Below are 22,528 nucleotides of genomic sequence, written 5' to 3'. Positions count from 1 at the left end.
GTTATGGAAAAAGAACGGATTCTTTACGGGACTGATGAGCTATTGATCATGAGCACTGGGCTCATTGATCGCGAGTCTTATCAGTCACTTTATCATTTATATCAACCCGTCATCGGCGTGAAGGCGCTCGCGTTGTATCAAACGCTTTGGAGTGAATTGAAGCCGGGTAAAATGAAGTCGAACTATATATCACATAGCGCCTTGTGTGAAATGCTTGATTATTCGATTAACGAACTGGCGGACAGTCTATTCCGGCTCGAAGCGATCGGCCTCGTCCGGACGTACAAGACGAAAGACGCACGGCTGACGCAATACGTCTATCAACTGAGAGTTCCGCTCGCGCCCCACACGTTCCTAAACGATGGGCTGTTATCGAGTTTTCTCTTCTATAAAGTAGGGGAGGTCCGATTCAAGCAGTTGCAAGGACGATTCACCATCGACCCGCTACCGGCAGGCATCGTCGAAGTGACGAAAGACTTCAATGAAGTGTTCGACGTCAAAGGGGTCAACCAGATGGCGTTCACTCAAAAAAATTATGAGAAGCCGGACCGCGCCAAGATCGAGATCAACTATACGTTCGATATGGATATCGTCAAAAAACTGACAAACTTCCCAATCGGCTTCTTCACGAAGAAGTTAGACGAGACGATCACAAAACTCGCGTACGTGTCGCAAATCGATGAAGAGACGATGGCCGAGATGCTAAAAGAGTATTTCGTTCACGAAGCGTACTTACCGCTCAGCGAACAAGAGAAGCGTGATGGTTGCAGGCAGATGGTATTACAATTGAAGAAAAAACAGACGAGACATCGAAAAGTGAAGTCAGACGAGACGGAGCAGGCGGAGGTCGGCGATTTGCATGACACAACGGTCATGGAGGAAGCACACCCGCATCAGTACGTATCGACGCTTCGGAAGACGCCACAACTTTCGAAAAGTGACGAACAGCTCATCATCGAGATGGTCGATACACTCGGTCTCGCACCAGGTGTGATCAACGCGCTGTTCTATTATTGTATCGAAGTGAAGAAACAGACGCGGCTCAGCGAGAATTACGTGATGCGCATCGCCACGAGTTGGAAGACGGCGGGCTATTTGCACGCAGGTGACGCATTAGAGCGTGAAGCGACGCAAGACGCGTTGATCGAGAAGAAGCAACAAAAACGTGAGAACGTCCAGCGTACGACGGTCGGCTCGCGTCGGAAAGACAAGACCGAGTTGCCGAAATGGCTCGAAGACGATGCGAAAGAGCAACGGTCTTACGATCAGAAGCGCAAAGAGGCGCTCGAATCATCGGTGCCAGATGACGCGGAACTCGTCAAATTGTTGAATGAACTGAAAGAGAAAGGATGAGCGACATGGAACGGATCAATCAGACGCTCGCCCAGATGATGAACCGTAAAGAAGTGCGGGAAGCGTACGAGTCGATTCGCAGACGAACTCTCGAGCACCCTGGTGTCATTACATTTTTAAAGGCGCATCCAGAACTCGACGAGACGGCGATCGAAGTCGGATTTACGAAATTGAGCGAATATGCCGAGCAGATGGACGGGAAGAAGCTTGTCGATGAACAAGCCGTTATCCCCGGGCATCAGCCGGTCCTTTATGTCGATCTCGGTCAAATTGCGATCCGCTATGAAGAGACGGTCGCTCACCGCCAAGCGAGACGTCAAAAAGAGATGGATCGAAAGTTCAAGAGCTTATTTTTACCGGAAGAAGTGCGGGAAGCGAGCTTTCAATCGTTTGATTATTCGGACGATGCCCGAAAGATCGCGCTCCGTGAGGCGATGCGATTCGTCTCGGGGATGAAGACGCGTCAAAAAGTGAACGGCCTTTACTTGTACGGCAGTTTCGGGGTCGGGAAGACGTACTTGCTCGCCGCGATCGCCAATGAACTCAAAGTCGCCGATATCGAGACGATTTTAGTTCACGCCCCGGGATTCGTCTCGGAAGCGAAACGTAAAATTCGTACCGATTCGTTCGATTCATTTTTGACCTCGTTCCAGCACGTGCCGATTTTGTTGATTGATGATATCGGCGCCGAGGCGATCAGCCCGTGGGTACGAGACGAACTGTTCGGGATTATTTTACAGTACCGCATGATGCATCGTCTGCCGACGCTCTACAGCTCAAACTTCAGCAGCGAAGAGCTCGAGACGCACTTCTCGATTGACGGCTCGCCGCAAAACAAGATGAAAGCACAGCGGCTCATGCAACGGATCTCGACGACGACGACACAGATCGAGCTGAAAGGCGAAAATCGTCGTCGGTAAAGGATTGTATTTCTCGAACGAGTTGACTATACTAATAACCATATAACTGATGCATAGAAGAGGATACGAGACATCGTCACGGGTTTCAAAGCGAAGGAAGAATGGTGAGAGCTTCCTAAACACGCCGATCGACTTACTCCCTCGGAGCACCGCACGGGTCAATCGTGCGGCGATTCACACTCGTTATCGTGTGTTCGAGCCAAGCTTACAGCTTGGGAACGAGGGTGGTACCACGAGAATCAAAGCTCGTCCCTTTCATAGGGATGGGCTTTTTTTATTTTTTTTCAAATAGAGAGGGGAAGTTGACACATGATTCAATTGACATTTCCAGATGGGGCAGTCAAAGCGTTTGAAGCTGGTATCACAGCAGAAGAAGTAGCCGGTTCGATTAGCCCGGGACTTCGTAAGAAAGCCATCGCCGCAAAAATTGATGGTGAACTGATCGATTATCGTCGTCCGATCGAGCGCGACGGTAAAATCGAGCTCGTCATGCCGGACTCGGAGGCAGGCCTCGACTTGATGCGCCATTCATCCGCTCACTTGATGGCTCAAGCGATCAAACGGTTGTACGGCGAAGAAGGGACGATTCATTTCGGTATCGGACCGACGATTGAGAACGGGTTCTATTACGATATCGAGATGGACCGCCGCATCAATGAAGAGGATTTGCCGGAAATCGAGAAGATGATGAAACGGATCGTCGATGAAAACCTCGACATCACACGTGAAGTCGTCACGCGTGACGAAGCGCTCGAGCGTTACAAACAGCTCGGCGACCCGCTCAAAGTCGAGTTGATCGAAGATATCCCGGCAAGTGAGACACTTACAATTTACCATCAAGGTGACTTTTTTGACCTTTGCCGTGGACCGCACGTCCCGTCGACGTCGAAATTGAAAGTCTTTAAATTGATGAGTGTCGCCGGTGCTTACTGGCGCGGAGATTCTGACAACAAGATGTTGCAACGGATCTACGGTACGGCGTGGGCGACGAAAGAACAGCTCGCCGAGCATTTGCGTCTACTTGAAGAAGCGAAAGAACGCGACCATCGTAAACTCGGGAAAGAACTTGATTTGTTCTTCGTCTCGCAAGAAGTCGGCCAAGGATTGCCGATGTGGCTCCCGAAAGGTGCCTCGATTCGTCGTACGGTCGAGCGTTATATCGTCGACAAAGAGCTCGAACTCGGTTATCAGCACGTCTATACACCGGTGCTCGGTTCGGTTGACTTGTATAAGACGTCAGGTCACTGGGATCACTATCAAGACGACATGTTCCCGAAAATGGAGATGGATAACGAAGAGCTCGTCTTGCGCCCGATGAACTGTCCGCACCATATGACGATCTATAAGCATGAGCCACGCTCATACCGTGAGTTGCCGCTCCGTATCGCCGAACTTGGCGGCATGCACCGCTATGAGATGTCAGGTGCTTTGACAGGTCTTCAACGTGTCCGTTACATGGTATTGAACGATGGACACACGTTCGTGACACCAGAGCAGATGAAGCAAGAGTTTAAAGATATCGTTCACTTGATCCAAGAAGTGTATGCCGACTTCGGGATTAAAGATTACCGGTTCCGCCTGTCTTATCGCGACCCGGCCGATAAAGAGAAATACTTCGACAACGATGCGATCTGGGAATCGGCACAGCGTCAATTGAAAGAAACGATGGATGAACTCGGCCTGCCGTACTTCGAAGCGGATGGCGAAGCGGCGTTTTACGGACCGAAACTCGATGTCCAAGTCCGGACAGCGCTCGGGAAAGAAGAGACGTTGTCGACAGTCCAACTCGACTTCTTGCTTCCAGAACGTTTCGATTTGACGTATACAGGTCCTGACGGCAAAGATCATCGTCCAATCGTCCTCCACCGCGGTGTCGTGTCGACGATGGAACGGTTCGTCGCCTACTTGATCGAAGAGTACAAAGGTGCCTTCCCGACATGGCTCGCGCCGGTCCAAGTCAAATTGATCCCGGTGTCTCACGTCCATGATGCTTATGTGGCCGAAGTGAAAGCAGAACTGTTATCACGTGGTGTCCGTGTCGAGACAGACCTTCGGGATGAGAAGTTAGGCTATAAGATCCGTGAAGCACAGATGAAGAAGATCCCGATGACGCTCGTACTCGGTGATAAAGAACGTGATGAGCGTTCGGTCAACATCCGTCGCTACGGTCAACAAGAACAAGTATCGGCAACGCTTGATGAGTTCTTGACGTCCCTCACTGAAGAAATCGCGAATCGTTCACGGTAAAGGTAGGCCATCCTTCAACGGAAGGGTGGTCTTCTTTTCGGTCCAGAGACGGATGCGCAACCTATGAAAGAACACGTATGGTAGAAGAAAGGAGTGATTCAGTTTGAATTATATGAAACCAATTATCGCGCTGACGATCGGGACGATTGTCTCGACTAGCATGATTCCTAAAGTAAACGCCGAAGCGATCGTCGACGATACAATCGTCACCCTCGGGGAGACATTATCAGCAGAGCAGCGAGACTGGGTGCTCGAGCGTGTTGAAGCGCCGGCAGGAATCGAACCGATTATCACGACTGCAGCTGACGAAGAGAAGTATTTAGGTGACGCCGTACCCCAGGCACAACGTGGCGGCGGCATGTACTCATCGGCCCGCATCAAGCTGACTGACGGGACGGGTCTTGATATTCAAACCGAGAACGTCACGTGGGTGACGGAAGATATGTATGCGAACGCGCTCGTCACGGCCGGGGTCACTGACGCCGATATTTACATCACGTCTCCAATCCGTGTGACCGGGACGTCTGCGTTGACAGGTATTATGAAGGCGTACGACCAGACGGCTGACGAGACCGGGATCCAACTGACCGAGGAACGAAAAAATCTCGCGCAAGAAGAACTTGCGGTCACGTCAGAGATCGGGAAGACGGTCGGTCAAGAAGATGTGGCCGGGCTGATGAATGAGATCAAAGCGGAAATCGCGAATCAAATGCCCGAGACGAATATTGAAATTCGTGATATCGTCATTCAAGTATTGAATCAAAACAACGTTCAATTGTCCGATACGCAATTGAACCAGCTGACGACGTTGTTCGAGAACATGCAGCAAGCCAACTTGGATTGGACAGCGATCAGTGATGGATTAAAAGGAGCGGGCCAAGACGTGCAGGCGTTTCTAGAGACGAAAGAAGTACAAGGTTTCTTTGCGCGGCTGTTTGAGTCGCTCAGTAATTTCTTCAAGTCGTTGACGAACTAAACGAAAAAGCAGAGCGAAGGCTCTCAGGCTGTTGACGAACCAGGTCGCTAAAAGCAATCTGGTTCGTCTTTTTTTATGTTCGAAGACCTCGAGGCGCTCTGACCGACATATAATTTAAGAAATGCTATGTAAACGGCCGCCAGATGGCGACCGTTTGCGTTGCTCGTCCGACGACGCCCCGACTCCCGCAGGAAAGCAATCCGACGGAGACCCAGCAGCGACGCGAGTCGCGATGCGGCTCCGGGATTGCCTGCGGAAAGCGTGGGCGCCGGAAGGACGAGCGATATCAATCAGGTTAGTCAACAAGCTGAGAGAGAAGGCTCTGCTTTTTAATACCAACGTTTATGGATATAGTCCCGAGCGGATTCATGATCATCGACGATCTTCAACGTGATGCGGTTCATCTCTTCAAGCAGATCGGTCAATACAGCTTCAAGTTTAGCGTCGTTCATTTCATGGTGACGCATCGTTTCTTGAACGATATGTTTGATTTGATCATGATAATCGTGATCTTGTTTCACGTCTTTTCTCCAGTTCATCCTCGCCGCCTCCTTTTTTATTTTATTCCCTTTGAAAAGGTATTGCGAAACGATGGAATGACTGTTATTATCATAAAAGTGCGAGCTATCAATTATTCATGCGCGAATTCTTGACATCTTTTTCTGCTAGTGTTAAGATGACTTAGTGAGTAAATACAACAAAGCAGAAGCGCCCGCTTCTCACCTCGTCCGAATCGGTTCGGTCAGGTCCATCATGTACGTAATTCAGTTTCGGTGTCTTGCCGTTCTGAGTACGCAATGATGTGTGGGCGGGAAACTGCCGACGCTTTTTTTGTTACTATTACTATGTTGTCTTATTTTAAAATCTAAAACTCGTGCAATCGCACGATGGAGGTGCTAACCATTAGCAAAGAGCTATTTATCAACGAAAACATTCGTGCCCGTGAACTTCGTCTTATTGGAGCGGACGGTGCACAACTCGGTGTACAATCGCGTAGTGAAGCATTACGCTTAGCGGAAGAAGCTGACCTTGACCTCGTCTTGGTCGCTGACAAAGCAAACCCACCGGTCGCTAAAATTATGGACTACGGTAAATACCGTTTCGAACTCCAGAAAAAGGAGAAAGAAGCGCGTAAAAACCAAAAAGTCATCCAATTGAAAGAAGTACGTCTCAGTCCTACAATCGAGGACAACGATTTCCAAACGAAATTGCGTAACGCTCGCAAGTTTCTTGAAAGTGGAAACAAAGTGAAGGCGTCGATCCGTTTCCGCGGACGTGCCATCACACACTCGGAAATCGGTAGACGTGTTATGGAAAAATTGGCGGCGGAATGTGCCGACTTGGCAACAGTTGAACAAAAGCCGAAGATGGAAGGACGCAGCATGTTCTTAGTGCTGGCTCCGAAGAAAGAAGATTAATCATCGAGTCATAGTGGGGAGGAAATACTCATGCCGAAAATGAAATCGCACCGCGGTGCTTCTAAACGTTTTAAACGTACAGGATCAGGTAAACTCAAACGTTCACACGCTTTCACAAGTCACTTGTTCGGTAACAAATCGACGAAAGCAAAACGTAAGCTCCGTAAGGGTGCTATCGTATCAGCTGGAGACTACAAACGTATTCGCAACATGATTGCGAAGTAATACAGAAGGAATTTAGGAGGGAAACTATATGCCACGCGTAAAAGGCGGTTATACGACTCGTCAACGTCGTAAAAAGCAAATCAAACTTGCCAAAGGTTATTATGGCTCGAAACATATTCTATTTAAAGTAGCAAAACAACAGGTCATGAAGTCACTCATGTACGCATACCGTGACCGTCGTCAAAAGAAACGTGATTTCCGTCGTATTTGGATCACACGTATCAACGCGGCAGCACGTATCAACGGTCTTTCATACAGCCGTATGATGCACGGACTCAAGCTTGCAGGGATCGACATCAACCGTAAGATGCTTGCTGAGCTTGCAGTATCGGATGCACAAGCGTTCGCTTCACTCGCTAACACAGCTAAATCAAAATTGAACGCGTAATCGTTCAATCGAAAGCGCCGAGACTCTATCTCGGCGCTTTCTTTTTTCTCGGAAATTTCTTAAGATGAAGATAAGGAGGACACGCTATGGATCAATCTATCTTGGCCATCGTTGCGTTGGCGCTCATCGCTTTAAACGTCTATACGTATTTCCAGGCGAAGCAGTATACGCACGGCGAAGGGAAGTTCAACGTGTTGTACGCCTATGCCGGAGGAGCCATTGGAGCGTTGTTTGGACTTCATTTGACACGCCAAAAAACGGTTCATGCCCCAAAAAGCATGCAAATACAAGTATTGATTTTAGCAGTGGGCTGGTCTTTAATGATTTTAGTACTGCTTTAAGTGGAGAATAGGAGGAGCAACCGGTGAACTGGACAACATTATTTGATCGGCAACGTGAATTAGATGAGCGGATCAAACAAGAACATCAACTATCCGGCAACCAATTCGATGAACGGTTACTCGCTTTACTCGTCGAACTCGGTGAACTCGCCAATGAGACCCGAAGTTTTAAATTTTGGTCAACGAAAGGCCCGTCGCCTCAAGACGTGATCTTAGAAGAGTACGTTGACGGTATCCATTTCTTACTGTCGCTCGGACTCGCCCTCGGATACGAACGGGAGACGTTCCCGGCAGGCAGCTCGTATCTTGACGCGACTGATGCTTTTTTAGATATCTTTCGAAAAGTGACGAATTTTGGTTTGTCGAAGACAGAAGCGATGTACGAGACGCTGATGGCGGCATATCTCGAACTAGGCTATACGCTAGGTTTCAATGAAGAATTGATTCTGATGGCGTATCTATCGAAGAATGAAGTCAACCATGAGCGACAAAATCAAGGCTACTAATGGAGTCGAAAGGGAGCGATACGAGATGAATGAAACTTTACATATGCTAAAACGACTGACGGATGCGACTGGCGTCCCGGGAAACGAAGGGGAAGTCCGTTCACTCATGCGCGAGTATCTCGAGCCCCACGTCGAATCGTTCGAACAGGATGGTCTTGGTAGTCTGTTCGGCCGTGTGACGGGGAACGGTGAAGGACCGCGTGTCATGATTGCCGGTCATATGGACGAAGTCGGCTTTATGGTCACACGCATCGAAGATAGTGGTTTCCTGCGCTTCCAAGCACTCGGTGGCTGGTGGAACCAAGTATTGCTCGCTCAACGCATGGACGTCGTCACACGCTCTGGAGAGAAAATCCCAGGCGTGATCGGTGCGAAGCCACCGCATGTCCTTCCAGTCGAAGCTCGTAAAAAACCGGTCGAGATCAAAGACATGTTCTTAGATATCGGAGCGACGTCAAAAGAACAAGTCGCCGAGTGGGGAATCCGTCCAGGTGACACGGTCGTGCCGCATTGCGAGTTCACGGTCATGAAAAATGAAGACTTCTTGATGGCGAAGGCATGGGATAACCGAATCGGATGTGCGATCGCGATTGAAGCGGCTAAACGTCTGAAAAATGATGCGCCAGGAACCGTCTTCTCGGGGGCCACGGTTCAAGAGGAAGTCGGATTGCGTGGAGCCGTCACAGCGGCAAACTTGATTAAACCGGACGTCGCGATTGCCGTGGATACGGGTATCCCAGGTGATACGCCAGGTATGACACCGGCAGAAGGCTTGTCAAAACTTGGTGAAGGCGTTCAAGTCATCTTCTTTGATGCGACGACTGTCACGAACCCACGCCTCATCGACTTGATCGTCGAAGTCGCGAAAGCAGAAGACATTAAGTATCAGTTAGATTTGACACCAGGCGGCGGCACCGACGCCGGACGGTTCCATTTATCAGGAGTCGGGATGCCGGCTGTCGCGCTCACGGTTCCAGTCCGTTATTTGCATACGAACGTGTCAATCATTCATAAAGCCGATTATGAAGCGGCCATCGGTCTGGTCGTGGCGCTCACAAAACGGTTAGATAACGAAACGGTTCAATGGTTGAAAGAGGGATAATATGACGAAAATCACGTCTACGAAAAGCGAGACGATTAAGCGTTTGAAGCGCTTGATGACGAAAAAAGGCAGACAAGAGTCTGGGCAATTTTTAGTTGAAGGTGAACACTTGGTCGACGAAGCGATCCGGGCCGGACGACTCGTCCAATTGATTATGGGCGAATCTTATCGTCCGAAAAGTTCATGGCGTCTAGACGAGATGCCGGTGCTCGAACTGTCCGACCATGTCGCCGATCTGTTATCAGAAACAGAGAAGACGCAAGGGGTGTTCGCTGTCGTCAAGATGACGCCAGTCGAACGCAAGATGAAGCATGTGCTCGTCCTTGACCGCATTCAAGATCCGGGTAACCTCGGGACAATGATTCGGACAGCAGACGCGGCCGGCTTTGATACCGTGTTTCTCGGTAAAGGTACGGTCGACCCGTTTAACGCCAAAGTCGTACGGGCGACGCAAGGATCGTTGTTCCATGTGAACATTCAATCGGTCGACTTGCTCGACACGTTGCCGGAACTGAAAAGTTTAGGGTTTCACGTCTATGGGACGGCACTTTCGAAAGCGAAGTCATACGACCAAGTCGCGTTCAACGATCAAGTCGCGCTTGTCATCGGGAATGAAGCGCAAGGCGTCCATGACGACGTGCTCGCCCTTTGTGACACACGTGTCCACATTCCTGTAATCGGAGAAGCCGAATCATTGAACGCGGCAGTCGCCGCCGGCATTCTCATGTATCGCATCGCGCTACAATAATCTTGTCACCGCTTGAGAATCGTGATAGTTTAGAAACATCGAACAATATAGGTAAGACGTTGAAAGAGCATAGTACGCGAACCCCCGAACGAGCACAGGGAGCATCGGCCTAGATTGAGAGCCGATGCCGAGGTCGGCGCTGAATTCACTCTGGAGTCGTGTTGGAGACAACACCGAACTGGCATCCCGATACCGATGCTCTCAAGTGGGCCTGATCGGCCAAGTAGGGTGGTACCGCGTTTATTCGTCCCTTCAGTCATCGACTGAAGGGACTTTTTTTGTAGAGGAGGAAACATTGATGAAAGAACAGTTAGAACAATTACAACGTGAGGCCCTTCAAGAAATTGAAACGGCGTCATCACAAAAAACGTTGAACGACGTCCGGATTAAGTATTTAGGTAAAAAAGGCCCGATGACCGAAGTATTGCGCGGGATGGGCAAGTTGTCCGCCGAAGAGCGCCCGGTCGTCGGTGAACTCGCCAACACGGTGCGAACGACGATTCAAGAGGTGTTAGAGGCACGGATCGAGGACGTGAAGGCGGTCGAGCTCGAAGCGAAACTCGCTGCCGAGACAATCGATGTCACGCTCCCTGGTCGAACCGCACTTCCGGGACATAGCCACTTGCTGCAACAAATCGTCGACGAGATGGAAGACTTGTTCGTCGGTCTCGGGTATACGATTGCCGAAGGCCCAGAAGTCGAAACCGATCTGTACAACTTTGAAATGTTGAACTTGCCGAAAGATCATCCGGCACGTGACATGCAGGACTCGTTCTACATCACGGACGAGACGCTGCTGCGGACGCATACGTCGCCGGTGCAAGCACGGACGATGCTCGAAGCGGACGGGAAACCGATTCGCATCATTTGTCCGGGCAAAGTGTACCGTCGTGACGAAGATGATGCGACCCATTCACACCAGTTCATGCAAATCGAGGGACTCGTCGTCGATGAGCATATCTCGATGGCCGACTTGAAAGGCACGCTTGAAGTGTTCGTCAAGCAACTGTTCGGCGAGACACGAGAAATCCGGCTTCGTCCAAGCTTCTTCCCATTCACAGAGCCGTCCGTTGAAGTCGATATCTCATGCTTCAAGTGTGGCGGCAAAGGCTGTAACGTCTGTAAAGGGACAGGGTGGATTGAAATTCTTGGAGGCGGGATGGTCCATCCGCGCGTCCTCGAGATGGCAGGCTATGACGCGACGAAAATGTCTGGCTTTGCTTTCGGGATCGGTGTCGAACGGATGGCGATGCTCAAACACGGTGTCGATGATATTCGTCACTTCTATACAAACGACTTACGTTTCATCGAGCAATTCTAAGGAGGATCATACATGTTATTATCGAAAAAATGGTTGAACCAATATATCGACGTCTCAGACTTGAGCGGGCAAGCGTTAGGCGATTTGATCACGAAAAACGGGATTGAAGTCGAGAGCGTGACAGACCGCTCTGAAGGATTGAAAGGTCTTGTCGTCGGACACGTCCTTTCATGCGCGAAACATCCAGAGGCTGACAAGTTGAACGTGACAACGGTCGACGTCGGTGACGACAGCCCTGTCCAAATCGTCTGTGGAGCACCGAACGTCGCGGCCGGACAACATGTCATCGTCGCAAAAGTCGGCGCAAGACTACCTGGCCTTAAAATCAAAAAAGCAAAACTTCGTGGCGTCGAGTCGCAAGGCATGATCTGTTCGCTCGAAGAACTCGGTTTCGAGAAAAAACAGATTCGCGAAGACGAACAGGACGGCATCCATACGTTCCGGGAAGAAGTTGAAGTCGGAGCGGATGTCATCAGCTTGCTCGATCTCGATGACGAAGTGATTGAACTCGGATTGACGCCGAACCGTTCGGACTGCCTTAGCCTATACGGCATCATTCATGAAGTCGCGGCGATTTTAGAACGCCCGTATACGTTGCCAGCAGCCGATGTCGAAACGGATACGCCGAACGACGTGTCTGTGCGACTCGAGACAGACAACTGCACGTACTACGCGACGCGTCGCGTCGACGGGGTAACGATTGGCGAGTCGCCACAGTGGTTGAAAAACGTCTTGATCGCGGAAGGTGTGCGCCCGATCAATAACGTGGTCGATGTGACGAACTACGTCATGCTCGAACTCGGTCAACCGCTCCATGCGTTTGACACGTCTAAGCTCGGCCGTACCATTTTGGTTCGCCAAGCCCAGGACGGAGAAGAAATCGTCACACTTGACGATGCGACGCGCACACTCGATTCGTCGATGATGGTCATTACCGATGGACAACATCCGGTCGCAATCGCTGGAGTGATGGGCGGAGCGAATACCGAAGTCGACGCGACGACGACGAGCATCATCCTGGAGTCGGCTTACTTCACGCCGGCCTCGGTCCGCAAGACGAGCCGCACGCTCGGTCTTCGTTCTGATTCAAGCGCCCGTTTCGAAAAAGGAGTCGATCCGGAACGTTTACTCCTCGCGCTTGACCGTGCCGCTGCATTGATCGTCAACGTAAGCGGCGGAACAATCAGTGAGCCGGTCATCGCCGGAAGCAAAGCGTCCGACGCCCGCACGATTGACGTGTCGATCGATTATATTAACCACCGACTCGGGATGGACCTCGACCAAACGACGATCAAACATATTCTAAAGCGGCTCGGGTTAGACGTGACAGGAGACGAAACGTTGACGGTTCACGTCCCGTCGCGGCGACCGGACCTAGAAGTGCCGGCTGATATTACGGAAGAAGTGGCGCGACTATACGGATACGACAGCCTTCCATCGACACTCCCGGCGTCGCAGTCGAAAGGCTACCTGCCAAAAGACAACGTACTCCGTCGTCAAGTGCGCCGCGTCCTTCAAGGAACGGGCTTGTCACAAGCGATCACGTACTCGCTCACGAGCGAGCTTCATGCATCACGGTTCGACGGTGAGGGAGCGACGACAGTCCGACTCGCCATGCCGATGAGCGAGGAGCGTTCGGTGTTACGGACATCACTCGTTCCGGGATTGCTTGAAGCGGCCCGTTATAACACGGCGCGTCAACAAGCGAACGTCCGTCTATTTGAGACAGGACGGGTGTACGTAGAGCACGGAGAAACGTTGCCACGCGAAACGGAACGCGTCGCGGGCGTAGTGACAGGACTTTGGTACGATCACCGTTCGCAAGGAACACGCATCCCGGTCGATTACTTCGTCGCGAAAGGCATCGTCGATACACTGATGCGTTCGCAACGCATCGACGTGACGTACGAAGCGGCCGTCATTTCAGACATGCACCCTGGCCGCACGGCGAATGTTCTCGTCGCGGGGAACGTCATCGGATACGTCGGGCAAGTCCATCCGGCCGTATCGAAAGACGTATACGGCTTGAAAGAAGTTTACGTCTTCGAGCTCGACCTTGGCGCATTGAAGTCTGAAGCGATGCTCGTCTATCAAGACGTACCACGTTACCCATCGATTTCGCGAGATCTTGCGCTCGTATTGAAGCGTGACATTCCGGCCGGTCAAGTCGAGGCGACGATCAGACAAGCGGCGGGTCCGCTCTTGATCGAGCTTGCTCTGTTCGACGTCTACACGGGCGATAACGTCGGTGAAGCGGAGAAGTCGATTGCCTTCTCGCTCAAATATCAAGATCCGACGCGGACACTTCTTGATGAAGAAGTGACAGCGTCGTATGATGCAATCATCGAAGCAGTCAAAACCAAATACGGCGCAGAAGTACGCGCTTAACAGACAACAGCGATTCCCTTTATTGTGGGAATCGCTGTTTTTAGAATTCATTGAACTTCAAGCTCCAAGTCACCGAACTTCGTCCAACCGACGAGGCAAGTCACTTTGTAAAGAAGGAACGTGATGACAGCCGGTAGGATGACGCCGGTGCCGACGAAGACGAGAAACGCTTCCATACCCTGTGCGGCAAGGATATTGAGCGGGGCGATCATTGAGTTCAAGCCGAGCCCGGCAATCTCATACGGCACCTCGAGTGAGAACCAAAGCGTCGCGATCGGAGCGCTGATCATGGCGGCGATGAACGGCGGCATGACGACCCGTGGATTTTTGACGACGTTCGGGAACTGGACTTTCGGTGTGACGAAAAACGATGCGACCAAGCCGCCGGGGTCGGTTTGGCGATAAGCCATGAGCGTGAAGCCGACGAATTGGGCGGTGCAGCCGATCAAGGCAGCAGCACTCGCGACCGGGTCGAGCTGAAGCGCGATCGCAAGCGCGGCTGATGAGGCAGGTGACATGAGCATGACGCTGAAGACGAGGGCGATGACGAGTGACGTTGCGATCGGTGATGTGTTGACCGACGAAGTGATGCTCGCGCTGATCGAGTTGATGAGCGGTGTCGTGACGGCAGCGGCGCCGACACCGACGATGCCTCCGCCGAGCACGGCCGTGACCGGGACGACCATCATATCGAACTTCGTCTTGCCGAGGACACGTTTGCCTAACCAGACGGCCGCAGCTGCAGCAATCAAGGCACTGATCGGTTGACCGGGGACGAGGACAAGCCCGCTCTCCGTCGCTTGAAGGGCCGCACCCCCGACGGTCGCCGCAATCATCGAACTGAATAAGATGAGGGTGTTGCCGCCGAGCTGATAGGCGACTCCGGCACCGAGCGCCGGGGCGAGCAGTGACTTCGCGACTTGTCCGATCAAGACGAGCGTCTCGATTCCGGCCATCTTACCGATCGTTTCAATCAAGAGTCCGACCCCGAGTGTGACGAGGACGGCGCTAGCCATCCCTGCTGATATTTTGATCATCCGATCCATTGCGTACTGTTTCACTTCCATCATCTCCTCTATATGTGTTACTCCAATAAAAAAACCTATCCTGATTGGATAGGCGCGTCGGTCATACCATGAGCGCCTCGTCCGAAACCATCGAAACAAGGGCCCAAAAATTCGTCTCGGTCAGCGAGTCGATTTTTCAGTCCCTCAGTCGAATAATAATCAGTAGGCCGTTATGTAATGGTGTACGCATCGTCGCCAGCTCCTCTGTTCAAGATTTTTCTAAGAGTAACACGATATTTTTCAATAATCAATATTTTCTGAAAACTTTCTGAAAAATATTTTTCCACAGACGAAAACAGAGACCCGCTTCCGTTTAAGGAAGTGAGTCTCTGTTTAACGGTATAGACTTAAGACGTACTGGCTGCCAGTAAACCGACTTGTTGATCGATGAAGTCCATTGAAATGGAATTGAACGTATCGGGTTGATCGACGTTGACGACATGCCCCGAATCGTGGACGACTTGGACGTGTGCTGTCGGTTGATGCTTCGCCGTTCGTTCGACGGCCTCAAGGAACATGTAATCCTCGTCGCCCATAATGTAGAGGATGGGGACGGATGTTTGGATTGAAGTGAAGTGACGCAGCAGCGGATTCATGTTTTCCGTCATCTTGAACCAACGGATGAACTCGCGTTGGCACAAATTGGCCGCGTCGCGCACGAACATCATCCGCGATTTTTTATGCCGTTTCTTCGGCAACAAGATCCAAGCGAATAGTTGATACAGCCACATGTAAGGCACGAAACTTTGCATGAGGCTGCCGAGCCGGATGAGCAAGGTCGAGCGGACGTTGAACTTGACGATCGCACCACCTAAGACGACAGAGGCGATGCGGTCGGGGTGATGCTCGAACATCGCTTGGATGACGATCGTCCCGAGCGATAGCCCGACCATATGGCCTTTTTCAATATTTAAATAGTTCATCACTTCGACGACGTCTTCGACGACGACATCGAGTGTGTAGGCGTTGAGTGGTTGATTCAAAGATTGTTCTTCGTTATATGAGCCGCCATGACCGCGGAGGTCGAGCAGCAAGACGTTATATTTCTTTCGAAATGGACGAATTTGACGATACCAGTGAGATAGACTCCCGCCTGCGCCATGTATGAAGATGACCCAAGGATGGTCGTCGCTTAATGTGTACGTTTTATAATGCAACATGAACGCTATCCCCCAAAAGTTTTTAAGTTCATTGAACCATAAAATAAATATAACATATCTTTGAAGTGAGAACTATCGTTTCTGCTCGCATAAACGCATTGCTTTTTTCGTGTTCGCGAAGTGAACTTTAGCGATATCGTTCAAACGTTCTTGACCGTAGCGAAGGATCAAGGTCGCGGCCACTTGATCGACTTTCGCTCCGGCCCCTTTCGGTAACGTAGCACCGAGCGTCGCGCTCAATTTGTCCATCTCTTTCAAGAAAAAAGCGCGGGCGAGGATCGAGGCCGCGGCGACGGCGACGTGGAGGCCTTCCGCTTTCGTCGAGAAGTAGACATCGTTTTTGACGATATCGGTCTCAGAACTCAAATGTCTGTAGTAGACGGCTTTTTCGGCGAACTGGTCGATTAGAATCGCTTCTGGCGTCTCGTCTAACTTTTTCAAGAGCGCCGACAACGCCGCGTTGTGGGCGATTGCGGTCATCTTCCCTTGCGTCATCGTCCGTTGCATTTTGTTGTACGTCGGGTTGTGCAGCGTCGCTTTCTGGTAGGGAATCGTGACGTGCAAATCTTTAGCGATGCGTAAAATATCTTTATCGGTAAGCAATTTAGAATCTTTGACGCCGAGTTCTTTGACGAGGGCAATCTTTTCCTTCGGGACGTAGGTGGCGACGACGACGAGCGGACCGAAATAATCGCCTTTCCCGACTTCATCGCTCCCGATGACGGACCAATCGGAAAAACCGGCCGGTAACGTATGTTTTGGAACGGACGTTTCCTTTTTGATGGAATCTCCCCATTTGGCCGCCTCTTCATCCGCAGCCCGACCTTGAAACATGACTTTTCCCGAATTGTACACGGTGATCACACAGTGGGGCGTCTTGGCACTGAAGCGAGCGTGTGGTGGCGGATTGACCGCGTGAGCGCGATAGCTCTGGATTAATTGTTCTTGAGCCGCGGTCGATAGTTTGATGACTTGATTGCCCAAAGTGAGCACTTCCTTTCTTAACGTTCGCAAATTTATCTTACATTTTTTTCGCGCATTTTGAAACCAATGATTCAATTGATACGTATGAATGAGTGAGTAGAAAAGAAGTGAGGTGAGACGGAGATGTGGTGGCGCGATGACACGGACCAAGATGAGGCAGAGTTCCTCTATAAACATATTCTCGAGCTCGAGGCCAGGATCGCCAAACTGGTTGCCCATCAAGTCAGGGTGCGTCGCCTGCTGATGCAAGAGTCGTCGGAGGCGGCGACAGAGCAGATTATTACGTTACAGGGCGAAGTCGATCACTATTTAAAACTACTGCGTCAGGAACGGCTCGAAGAGGTTGACCGGTATGATCGGTTAAACCTTGAACGAACGCTTGGTCGCGTGCGGAAGGCGGTACAGTATCCGACCCGGCCGTTATCGGAATGGGATACGATTGAACAGGCGCTCGCACTTGAAGTCGAACATTTGCGACGTGTGCTCGCATATGAACAACAGCGCCGCACCGAGGAGGGATGGTAATGGAATCGTTAGATCAACTGTACTGGTGGGTACTCATCATTGCCGGTCTCGGTACATTTTTATACATGCTGTTCTCGGACGCGTTCGATTTCTTCGAAGGCTGGTTCAATCCGGCCGTCATCCTCTCTTTCCTGGCGCTCGGGGCAGGTATCGGGTTAATCTTGAACGCGCTCGCCCATGTGTCGCCGATGATCGGTCTCGCGGTGGCGCTCGCGGGCTCATTCGCGCTCACGACGTTACTATACTTGTTCGTCCTCCTACCGCTGTCAAATGCGGAAGAGTCGATTGGTATGACTGATGAGTCGCTCGTCGGACTGGTCGGGCGATTGACCGTCCCCGTCCCGGAAGGCGGTTACGGGGAAGTGCTCGTCGAGTCGGTCGTCGGTTCGATTTTGAAGACGGCGCAAAGTATTGACGGGAAAGCGATTCCGAGTGATCGTCGAGTCGTCATCATCGAAGTACAACGAAATATCGCGGTCGTCATGGAATATGACGAACCCACTATTCGAAAGGAGCAATAATGTATGGACACAACCATTTTAGTCAGTATTATCGTCGGGGTGATTTTGCTCGCCTTGATCTTCGTGTTTGTCTTGAAATATCGTACAGTCGGACCGGATGAGGCTCTCATCGTCACCGGGAGCTACTTAGGTAAAAAGAACGTCCACAGTGACGCTTCCGGTAACCGCGTCAAAATCATCCGCGGCGGCGGGGCGTTCGTCTTGCCAGTATTTCAACAAGCGGAACCGCTCAGTTTGCTCTCGAGCAAGCTCGAAGTAACAACGCCTGAAGTATATACCGAGCAAGGAGTCCCGGTCATGGCTGATGGGACGGCCATCATTAAAATCGGCGGCTCGATCAGTGAGATTGCGACAGCGGCCGAACAATTCCTCGGCAAACCGAAAATCGAGCGTGAGAACGAGGCGAAAGAAGTGCTCGAGGGTCACCTTCGTTCGATCCTCGGTTCGATGACAGTCGAAGAGATTTATAAAAACCGCGACAAGTTCTCGCAAGAAGTGCAACGTGTCGCCTCGCAAGATTTAGCGAAGATGGGCCTCGTCATCGTCTCGTTCACGATTAAAGACGTGCGGGATAAGAACGGATACCTCGAGTCGCTCGGGAAGCCACGGATCGCCCAAGTAAAACGTGACGCCGACATCGCCACGGCTGAAGCGGATAAAGAAACGCGCATCAAACAAGCGGAAGCGATGAAGGACGCGAGGAAAGCGGAGCTTGAACGAAACTCTGAAATCGCGGAAGCGGAAAAAGAGAACCAACTCCGCATCGCCGACTACCGCCGCGAGCAAGATGTCGCTAAAGCACGGGCTGACCAATCGTACGAGCTTGAAGAAGCCAAAGCCAAACAAGAAGTCACAGAGCAACAGATGCAAGTTCAGATCATCGAGCGTCAAAAGCAAATCGAGCTCGAAGAGAAAGAAATCATGCGTCGTGAAAAGCAATATGATTCAGAAGTGAAGAAAAAAGCCGACGCCGACCGCTATGCGATCGAACAGGCTGCGGAAGCTGATAAAGCGCGTCAAATCGCCGCAGCAGATGCCGGGAAGTACCGCATCGAGGCCGAGGCGAAAGCCGATGCCGAACGCGTCCGTCTCGCTGGTGTCGCCGAAGCCGATGCTGAACGGGCGAAAGGGGAAGCAGAGGCCGATATTATTCGTCTTACTGGTCTCGCCGAAGCCGAAGCGAAACAAAAGATCGCCGAGGCGTTCGAACAGTACGGTCAAGCCGCCATTCTCGACATGGTCGTCAAGATGCTTCCTGACTACGCGAAGCAAATTGCGGCACCGCTCGGTAACATCGACCAAATCACGGTCGTCGATACGGGGAGCGGTAAAGACGGGGGAGCCGGGAAAGTCACGGGTTACGCGACTGATTTGATGGCTTCACTGCAGCAGACGCTCAAAGCGTCGTCTGGCATCGATATGAAAGACTTGCTCGACAATTTTGCCGGAAAAGGCAACGTGCCGACCTCACCGACTGCTGAACGGAAGTTGACGGAAACGACCGTCGCGGCGTCAGAAGAATAAGTTGAATCAACAAGGCTGCAGGCAATCGTCTGCAGCCTTGTTTGTCATGAAGTCGTCACGTTGTTCGAACAATTCCCTTAAATTTCAAAAGGTTTGACTTCAAATCCGGTGTAAATCAGACGATACATGAGATGTCAGACCATTAGAGAGAGGAAGTACATGTTATGAACAAAACAATTATAATCGGCGCATTGACGACTTGTATCGTTTGGCTATCCGGGTGTCAGTCTGTCATCGATCAGCCCGAACAGACGGTCGAACCTCGCCAATCGATGGGTGTCGTCCTGTCTGACGTTGGTCTCGGGGACCAATCGTTCAGTGACGCTGCGATGCGTGGCATGGGGCAGTTACGAGAGACGGGAGATTGGTTCGTCGATTATCGAGAATTGGACGAGACTGAAACATACAAAGCAGGATTTGAGCAATTGGTCGAAGGTGGACACGATGTGGTCGTCGGTCTCGGTTTCGCGAGTCAAACCGATCTAGAAACGGTTGCTTCAAAGCACCCAGATCAACAATTTGCCTTAGTCGACGCGGTATCGACGTTACCAAACGTCATCTCGGTCACGTTCGAAGAGACAGAAGGCAGCGCGTTGGCCGGTGCGGTCGCAGGACTTGAAACCGAGTCCGATAAAATCGGATTCATCGGAGGAGTCGACAACGAGTTGATCCAGAAATTTGGAACCGGGTTCGAGTTAGGGGCGAAAAGCGTGAACGAGGACGTCGAAATGATCGTCGACTACGCGAACGATTTCGCCTCGCCTGAGATCGGACGGAAATTGGCGGAAAAACAGATTGCCGCAGGGGCCGACGTGCTCTACGCTGCGGCCGGTCTGACCGGTGTCGGTGTACTCGAGACGGCTGAACGAAACGGGATCAAGGCGATCGGAGTCGACAGCGATCAATCGATGATCGCACCCGATGCGGTCATCACGTCGATGTTAAAGCAAGTCGACTTGGCCATCGTCAAGATCGCGGACAGTCTTCAAACAGAAGCAATCAACGACCATATCGAACTCGGAATCGAAGAGGGCGGTATCGGGCTAGCAGCGCTGCGCCGTGTGCAATGGACCGATGAAGAGACAGAGCAGTTTGAAGCGGTTCAGAAACGGTTGCTGGAGGGGACGTTACAATGACTTTACGCAAACGCTTTATCTTCTCGACCGTATTCACGGTCTTACTCATCGTCTTGATGATGAGTTATGTATTGACGACGTTGAACCGGTTGCAGACGTACAATGAGCAATACGGAACCCAAATGATCGAGTTATCTCAACTCGAGACGTCACTTTTGCAAGAACAATCCCTTTGGACGTCGCTCGGTGAACAGATGAGTCAATCGACACTGACGCAGCTCGAGCGGATTCGTGCCACGAACACGGAGACGTTCCAAGAGATGAATCAAACCTATTTGATCGATGAGTTTTCAACTCACCTTGACCGAGCCACAGCCAAATATGAGCGCATTGGAGCAAATATTGAAACGGCTCAAGCAGGCGGCATTGCTGCCCGGATTCAAGCGGCGAAACTAGAAGGGGTCTTGAACGACGTGAACACGTTGTTGTTAAAAAACGGAACGTTTTACGAGGCGTTGCAAAAAGAAGCGGCCGACGAGACGAAGCGCCTGTTCCTCGTCTCAATTTTGTTGACGGTGTTCGTCGTCACGGTGTTAAGCCTGTACAACTTCTTCTTCGCCCGCTCGATCACACTTCCGCTCGAACGGAACGTGAAAGCAGCCGAGGCGATCGCGGCCGGGCACTTGATCACGTTGCCGGATTCAACGCGACGCGATGAGATCGGCCGACTAGAACGCGCCATGCGAGATATGACGGCGTCGCTTCAAACCGTGATCGGCTCGATCCGGGTCACGTCGGTCAAAGTGAATGAGATGACAGAGACGGCCGCCGCTGAAAATGAAGCAGTCGCGAGTACGACGTCAAACATCACGAACGCGGTCGATGAGATGGCGAACGGGGCCCAATCGATCGCGACTGAACTTCAAGAGACGCTCGAGTCGGTCGGGATCATGGCGACATCGTTCGAGACGAGCTTGAACCAGACGAAACAAACGACCGAAGAGACGACCGAGATGACGCGCGAAGTGGCGGCCGGAATCGAGACGTTGACGGATCAAGAACATATTCTACGGCGCTCGAGCGAGCGGAATCAATCGCTCGTCGAACGGATGGACCAGTTCGCGAGAAAAACAGAAGAAATCGAGAAGATGGCAAAACTTGTCGAAGACGTTGCCGCCCAGACGAATTTACTTGCCTTGAACGCCGCGATCGAAGCCGCACGAGCCGGTGAGGCCGGGCGAGGTTTTGCTGTCGTCGCAAGTGAAGTGAAGAAATTGGCTGAGGAGAGTAATGTGGCGACGCGTTCGATCTTCGGGGTCGTCCAAACGATTCGAGACGAGGTCGGCAATTTGACAGACATGGTCGAAGAGTCGAGCCACGAGCAAACGGCGCAACTTCAAGCGTTCGGACTGACGAAGCAAGCGTTCACACGCATCCATGATCGGACCGATCACGTGGCCTCGTTCGTGGGCACGATCGAACAAGAAATGGTCGCTTCGAGCCGTGAAGTCACGAACGTGTTGAAACGCGTCGAAGAAGTGAGTGGTGTGACCGAAGAATTAGCAGCCGGTAACGAAGAAGTCGCCGCCTCGATGAAAGAGCAACAGGCAAGCTTTGATCAAATCTTTGCCTTGATGCAAGAGCTAGAAGGACAAGCCGCCTCACTGGCGAGCCAAGTTCAACATTTTGAAGAGCAATGAGACAAGTTGAAGAGCAATGAGACAAGTTTCGGCTTGTC

The 22,528-nt window shown here is 51.4% G+C and carries 22 protein-coding genes; 18 read left to right on the top strand and 4 right to left on the bottom strand.

All coding sequences use genetic code 11. From position 1 onward, the window contains the following. Nucleotides 1–3: 3 nt before the first annotated feature. From EVJ20_RS05510 to EVJ20_RS05495, 4 genes are all read left to right on the top strand, one after another. Complete coding sequence (locus EVJ20_RS05510; RefSeq protein ID WP_131463833.1) at nucleotides 4–1,353, top strand: DnaD domain protein; 1,350 nt, start codon at nucleotides 4–6, stop codon at nucleotides 1,351–1,353. 5 nt (nucleotides 1,354–1,358) lie between these two features. After that, nucleotides 1,359–2,273 carry a primosomal protein DnaI gene (dnaI, locus tag EVJ20_RS05505; RefSeq protein WP_070326949.1) on the top strand — a complete coding sequence of 305 codons (915 nt, stop codon included), beginning with the start codon at nucleotides 1,359–1,361 and terminating at the stop codon, nucleotides 2,271–2,273. Nucleotides 2,274–2,582: 309 nt separating this feature from the next. Next, on the top strand, nucleotides 2,583–4,520 hold the full coding sequence (gene thrS, locus EVJ20_RS05500; protein ID WP_070326950.1) for a threonine--tRNA ligase: 1,938 nt from the start codon (nucleotides 2,583–2,585) through the stop codon (nucleotides 4,518–4,520). A gap of 112 nt (nucleotides 4,521–4,632) precedes the next feature. Further along, nucleotides 4,633–5,496, top strand: a complete 864-nt coding sequence (locus EVJ20_RS05495; RefSeq protein ID WP_070327894.1) for a DUF1002 domain-containing protein — start codon at nucleotides 4,633–4,635, stop codon at nucleotides 5,494–5,496. Nucleotides 5,497–5,825: 329 nt separating this feature from the next. On the opposite strand, the gene EVJ20_RS05485 is transcribed toward EVJ20_RS05495, so the two are convergent. Then, complete coding sequence (locus tag EVJ20_RS05485; RefSeq protein ID WP_070326951.1) at nucleotides 5,826–6,035, bottom strand: hypothetical protein; 210 nt, start codon at nucleotides 6,033–6,035, stop codon at nucleotides 5,826–5,828. A gap of 348 nt (nucleotides 6,036–6,383) precedes the next feature. Between EVJ20_RS05485 and infC the strand changes: the two genes are divergently transcribed. From infC to pheT, 9 genes are all read left to right on the top strand, one after another. Next, nucleotides 6,384–6,914 (top strand): translation initiation factor IF-3, encoded by a 531-nt coding sequence (gene infC / locus EVJ20_RS05480; RefSeq protein WP_070326952.1) that lies wholly within the window; start codon nucleotides 6,384–6,386, stop codon nucleotides 6,912–6,914. 30 nt (nucleotides 6,915–6,944) lie between these two features. After that, a complete protein-coding gene (rpmI, locus tag EVJ20_RS05475) occupies nucleotides 6,945–7,139 on the top strand; it encodes a 50S ribosomal protein L35 (protein WP_016508031.1) in 195 nt (64 codons plus the stop codon). 28 nt (nucleotides 7,140–7,167) lie between these two features. Continuing rightward, the gene (gene rplT / locus EVJ20_RS05470; RefSeq protein WP_016508086.1) at nucleotides 7,168–7,527 is read left to right on the top strand and encodes a 50S ribosomal protein L20; all 360 of its coding nucleotides are present in this window, start codon (nucleotides 7,168–7,170) and stop codon (nucleotides 7,525–7,527) included. A gap of 86 nt (nucleotides 7,528–7,613) precedes the next feature. Further along, nucleotides 7,614–7,868: a hypothetical protein gene (locus EVJ20_RS05465; protein ID WP_070326953.1), complete on the top strand. Its 255-nt coding sequence runs from the start codon at nucleotides 7,614–7,616 to the stop codon at nucleotides 7,866–7,868. 23 nt (nucleotides 7,869–7,891) lie between these two features. Further along, nucleotides 7,892–8,374, top strand: coding sequence for a dUTP diphosphatase (locus EVJ20_RS05460; RefSeq protein WP_070326954.1), 483 nt, complete (start codon nucleotides 7,892–7,894; stop codon nucleotides 8,372–8,374). Between the two features lie 25 nt (nucleotides 8,375–8,399). After that, entirely contained in the window at nucleotides 8,400–9,476 is a 1,077-nt protein-coding gene (locus EVJ20_RS05455; protein WP_131490399.1) for a M42 family metallopeptidase, read from the top strand. Nucleotide 9,477: 1 nt separating this feature from the next. Next, nucleotides 9,478–10,224: a TrmH family RNA methyltransferase gene (locus EVJ20_RS05450; RefSeq protein WP_070326956.1), complete on the top strand. Its 747-nt coding sequence runs from the start codon at nucleotides 9,478–9,480 to the stop codon at nucleotides 10,222–10,224. A 298-nt stretch (nucleotides 10,225–10,522) separates the two neighbouring features. Next, nucleotides 10,523–11,545 (top strand): phenylalanine--tRNA ligase subunit alpha, encoded by a 1,023-nt coding sequence (gene pheS, locus EVJ20_RS05445; RefSeq protein ID WP_070326957.1) that lies wholly within the window; start codon nucleotides 10,523–10,525, stop codon nucleotides 11,543–11,545. Nucleotides 11,546–11,557: 12 nt separating this feature from the next. Then, on the top strand, nucleotides 11,558–13,933 hold the full coding sequence (gene pheT, locus EVJ20_RS05440) for a phenylalanine--tRNA ligase subunit beta (RefSeq protein ID WP_131463829.1): 2,376 nt from the start codon (nucleotides 11,558–11,560) through the stop codon (nucleotides 13,931–13,933). Nucleotides 13,934–13,980: 47 nt separating this feature from the next. Here the strand turns inward: pheT and EVJ20_RS05435 are convergent, their stop codons facing one another. From EVJ20_RS05435 to rnhC, 3 genes are all read right to left on the bottom strand, one after another. Beyond that, nucleotides 13,981–15,003: a PTS transporter subunit IIC gene (locus EVJ20_RS05435; protein ID WP_131507230.1), complete on the bottom strand. Its 1,023-nt coding sequence runs from the start codon at nucleotides 15,001–15,003 to the stop codon at nucleotides 13,981–13,983. Nucleotides 15,004–15,347: 344 nt separating this feature from the next. Beyond that, complete coding sequence (locus EVJ20_RS05430; RefSeq protein ID WP_070326960.1) at nucleotides 15,348–16,160, bottom strand: alpha/beta fold hydrolase; 813 nt, start codon at nucleotides 16,158–16,160, stop codon at nucleotides 15,348–15,350. A gap of 72 nt (nucleotides 16,161–16,232) precedes the next feature. Beyond that, nucleotides 16,233–17,144, bottom strand: a complete 912-nt coding sequence (gene rnhC, locus EVJ20_RS05425) for a ribonuclease HIII (RefSeq protein WP_131507228.1) — start codon at nucleotides 17,142–17,144, stop codon at nucleotides 16,233–16,235. 123 nt (nucleotides 17,145–17,267) lie between these two features. On the opposite strand from rnhC, the gene EVJ20_RS05420 reads away from it, so the two are divergent. The 5 genes from EVJ20_RS05420 to EVJ20_RS05400 all read left to right on the top strand — a co-directional run bounded on the left by EVJ20_RS05420 (nucleotide 17,268) and on the right by EVJ20_RS05400 (nucleotide 22,490). Then, entirely contained in the window at nucleotides 17,268–17,669 is a 402-nt protein-coding gene (locus EVJ20_RS05420; RefSeq protein WP_070326962.1) for a hypothetical protein, read from the top strand. Then, on the top strand, nucleotides 17,669–18,190 hold the full coding sequence (locus tag EVJ20_RS05415) for a nfeD-like family protein (RefSeq protein WP_083273931.1): 522 nt from the start codon (nucleotides 17,669–17,671) through the stop codon (nucleotides 18,188–18,190). Before EVJ20_RS05420 ends, EVJ20_RS05415 begins: the two co-directional genes overlap by 1 nt. Before the next feature lie 3 nt (nucleotides 18,191–18,193). After that, nucleotides 18,194–19,714: a flotillin family protein gene (locus EVJ20_RS05410; RefSeq protein ID WP_070326964.1), complete on the top strand. Its 1,521-nt coding sequence runs from the start codon at nucleotides 18,194–18,196 to the stop codon at nucleotides 19,712–19,714. A gap of 164 nt (nucleotides 19,715–19,878) precedes the next feature. After that, nucleotides 19,879–20,850, top strand: coding sequence for a BMP family lipoprotein (locus EVJ20_RS05405; RefSeq protein ID WP_131490397.1), 972 nt, complete (start codon nucleotides 19,879–19,881; stop codon nucleotides 20,848–20,850). After that, nucleotides 20,847–22,490 carry a methyl-accepting chemotaxis protein gene (locus EVJ20_RS05400; protein ID WP_070326966.1) on the top strand — a complete coding sequence of 548 codons (1,644 nt, stop codon included), beginning with the start codon at nucleotides 20,847–20,849 and terminating at the stop codon, nucleotides 22,488–22,490. The genes EVJ20_RS05405 and EVJ20_RS05400 overlap by 4 nt, the downstream gene beginning before the upstream one ends. The last annotated feature ends 38 nt before the right edge of the window (nucleotides 22,491–22,528 follow it).

This window comes from Exiguobacterium sp. SH0S1, assembly GCF_004337165.1.
GTDB lineage: Bacteria > Bacillota > Bacilli > Exiguobacteriales > Exiguobacteriaceae > Exiguobacterium > Exiguobacterium aurantiacum_A.
This window is presented reverse-complemented; position numbering and strand designations above follow the sequence as displayed.

Coding starts and splice junctions, on each gene's coding strand:
- EVJ20_RS05510 (WP_131463833.1), top strand. CDS start 4: ATGGAAAAAGAACGGATTCTTTACGGGACTGATGAGCTATTGATCATG.
- dnaI (WP_070326949.1), top strand. CDS start 1,359: ATGGAACGGATCAATCAGACGCTCGCCCAGATGATGAACCGTAAAGAA.
- thrS (WP_070326950.1), top strand. CDS start 2,583: ATGATTCAATTGACATTTCCAGATGGGGCAGTCAAAGCGTTTGAAGCT.
- EVJ20_RS05495 (WP_070327894.1), top strand. CDS start 4,633: ATGAAACCAATTATCGCGCTGACGATCGGGACGATTGTCTCGACTAGC.
- EVJ20_RS05485 (WP_070326951.1), bottom strand. CDS start 6,035: ATGAACTGGAGAAAAGACGTGAAACAAGATCACGATTATCATGATCAA.
- infC (WP_070326952.1), top strand. CDS start 6,384: ATGGAGGTGCTAACCATTAGCAAAGAGCTATTTATCAACGAAAACATT.
- rpmI (WP_016508031.1), top strand. CDS start 6,945: ATGCCGAAAATGAAATCGCACCGCGGTGCTTCTAAACGTTTTAAACGT.
- rplT (WP_016508086.1), top strand. CDS start 7,168: ATGCCACGCGTAAAAGGCGGTTATACGACTCGTCAACGTCGTAAAAAG.
- EVJ20_RS05465 (WP_070326953.1), top strand. CDS start 7,614: ATGGATCAATCTATCTTGGCCATCGTTGCGTTGGCGCTCATCGCTTTA.
- EVJ20_RS05455 (WP_131490399.1), top strand. CDS start 8,400: ATGAATGAAACTTTACATATGCTAAAACGACTGACGGATGCGACTGGC.
- EVJ20_RS05450 (WP_070326956.1), top strand. CDS start 9,478: ATGACGAAAATCACGTCTACGAAAAGCGAGACGATTAAGCGTTTGAAG.
- pheS (WP_070326957.1), top strand. CDS start 10,523: ATGAAAGAACAGTTAGAACAATTACAACGTGAGGCCCTTCAAGAAATT.
- pheT (WP_131463829.1), top strand. CDS start 11,558: ATGTTATTATCGAAAAAATGGTTGAACCAATATATCGACGTCTCAGAC.
- EVJ20_RS05435 (WP_131507230.1), bottom strand. CDS start 15,003: ATGATGGAAGTGAAACAGTACGCAATGGATCGGATGATCAAAATATCA.
- EVJ20_RS05430 (WP_070326960.1), bottom strand. CDS start 16,160: ATGTTGCATTATAAAACGTACACATTAAGCGACGACCATCCTTGGGTC.
- EVJ20_RS05420 (WP_070326962.1), top strand. CDS start 17,268: ATGTGGTGGCGCGATGACACGGACCAAGATGAGGCAGAGTTCCTCTAT.
- EVJ20_RS05415 (WP_083273931.1), top strand. CDS start 17,669: ATGGAATCGTTAGATCAACTGTACTGGTGGGTACTCATCATTGCCGGT.
- EVJ20_RS05410 (WP_070326964.1), top strand. CDS start 18,194: ATGGACACAACCATTTTAGTCAGTATTATCGTCGGGGTGATTTTGCTC.
- EVJ20_RS05405 (WP_131490397.1), top strand. CDS start 19,879: ATGAACAAAACAATTATAATCGGCGCATTGACGACTTGTATCGTTTGG.
- EVJ20_RS05400 (WP_070326966.1), top strand. CDS start 20,847: ATGACTTTACGCAAACGCTTTATCTTCTCGACCGTATTCACGGTCTTA.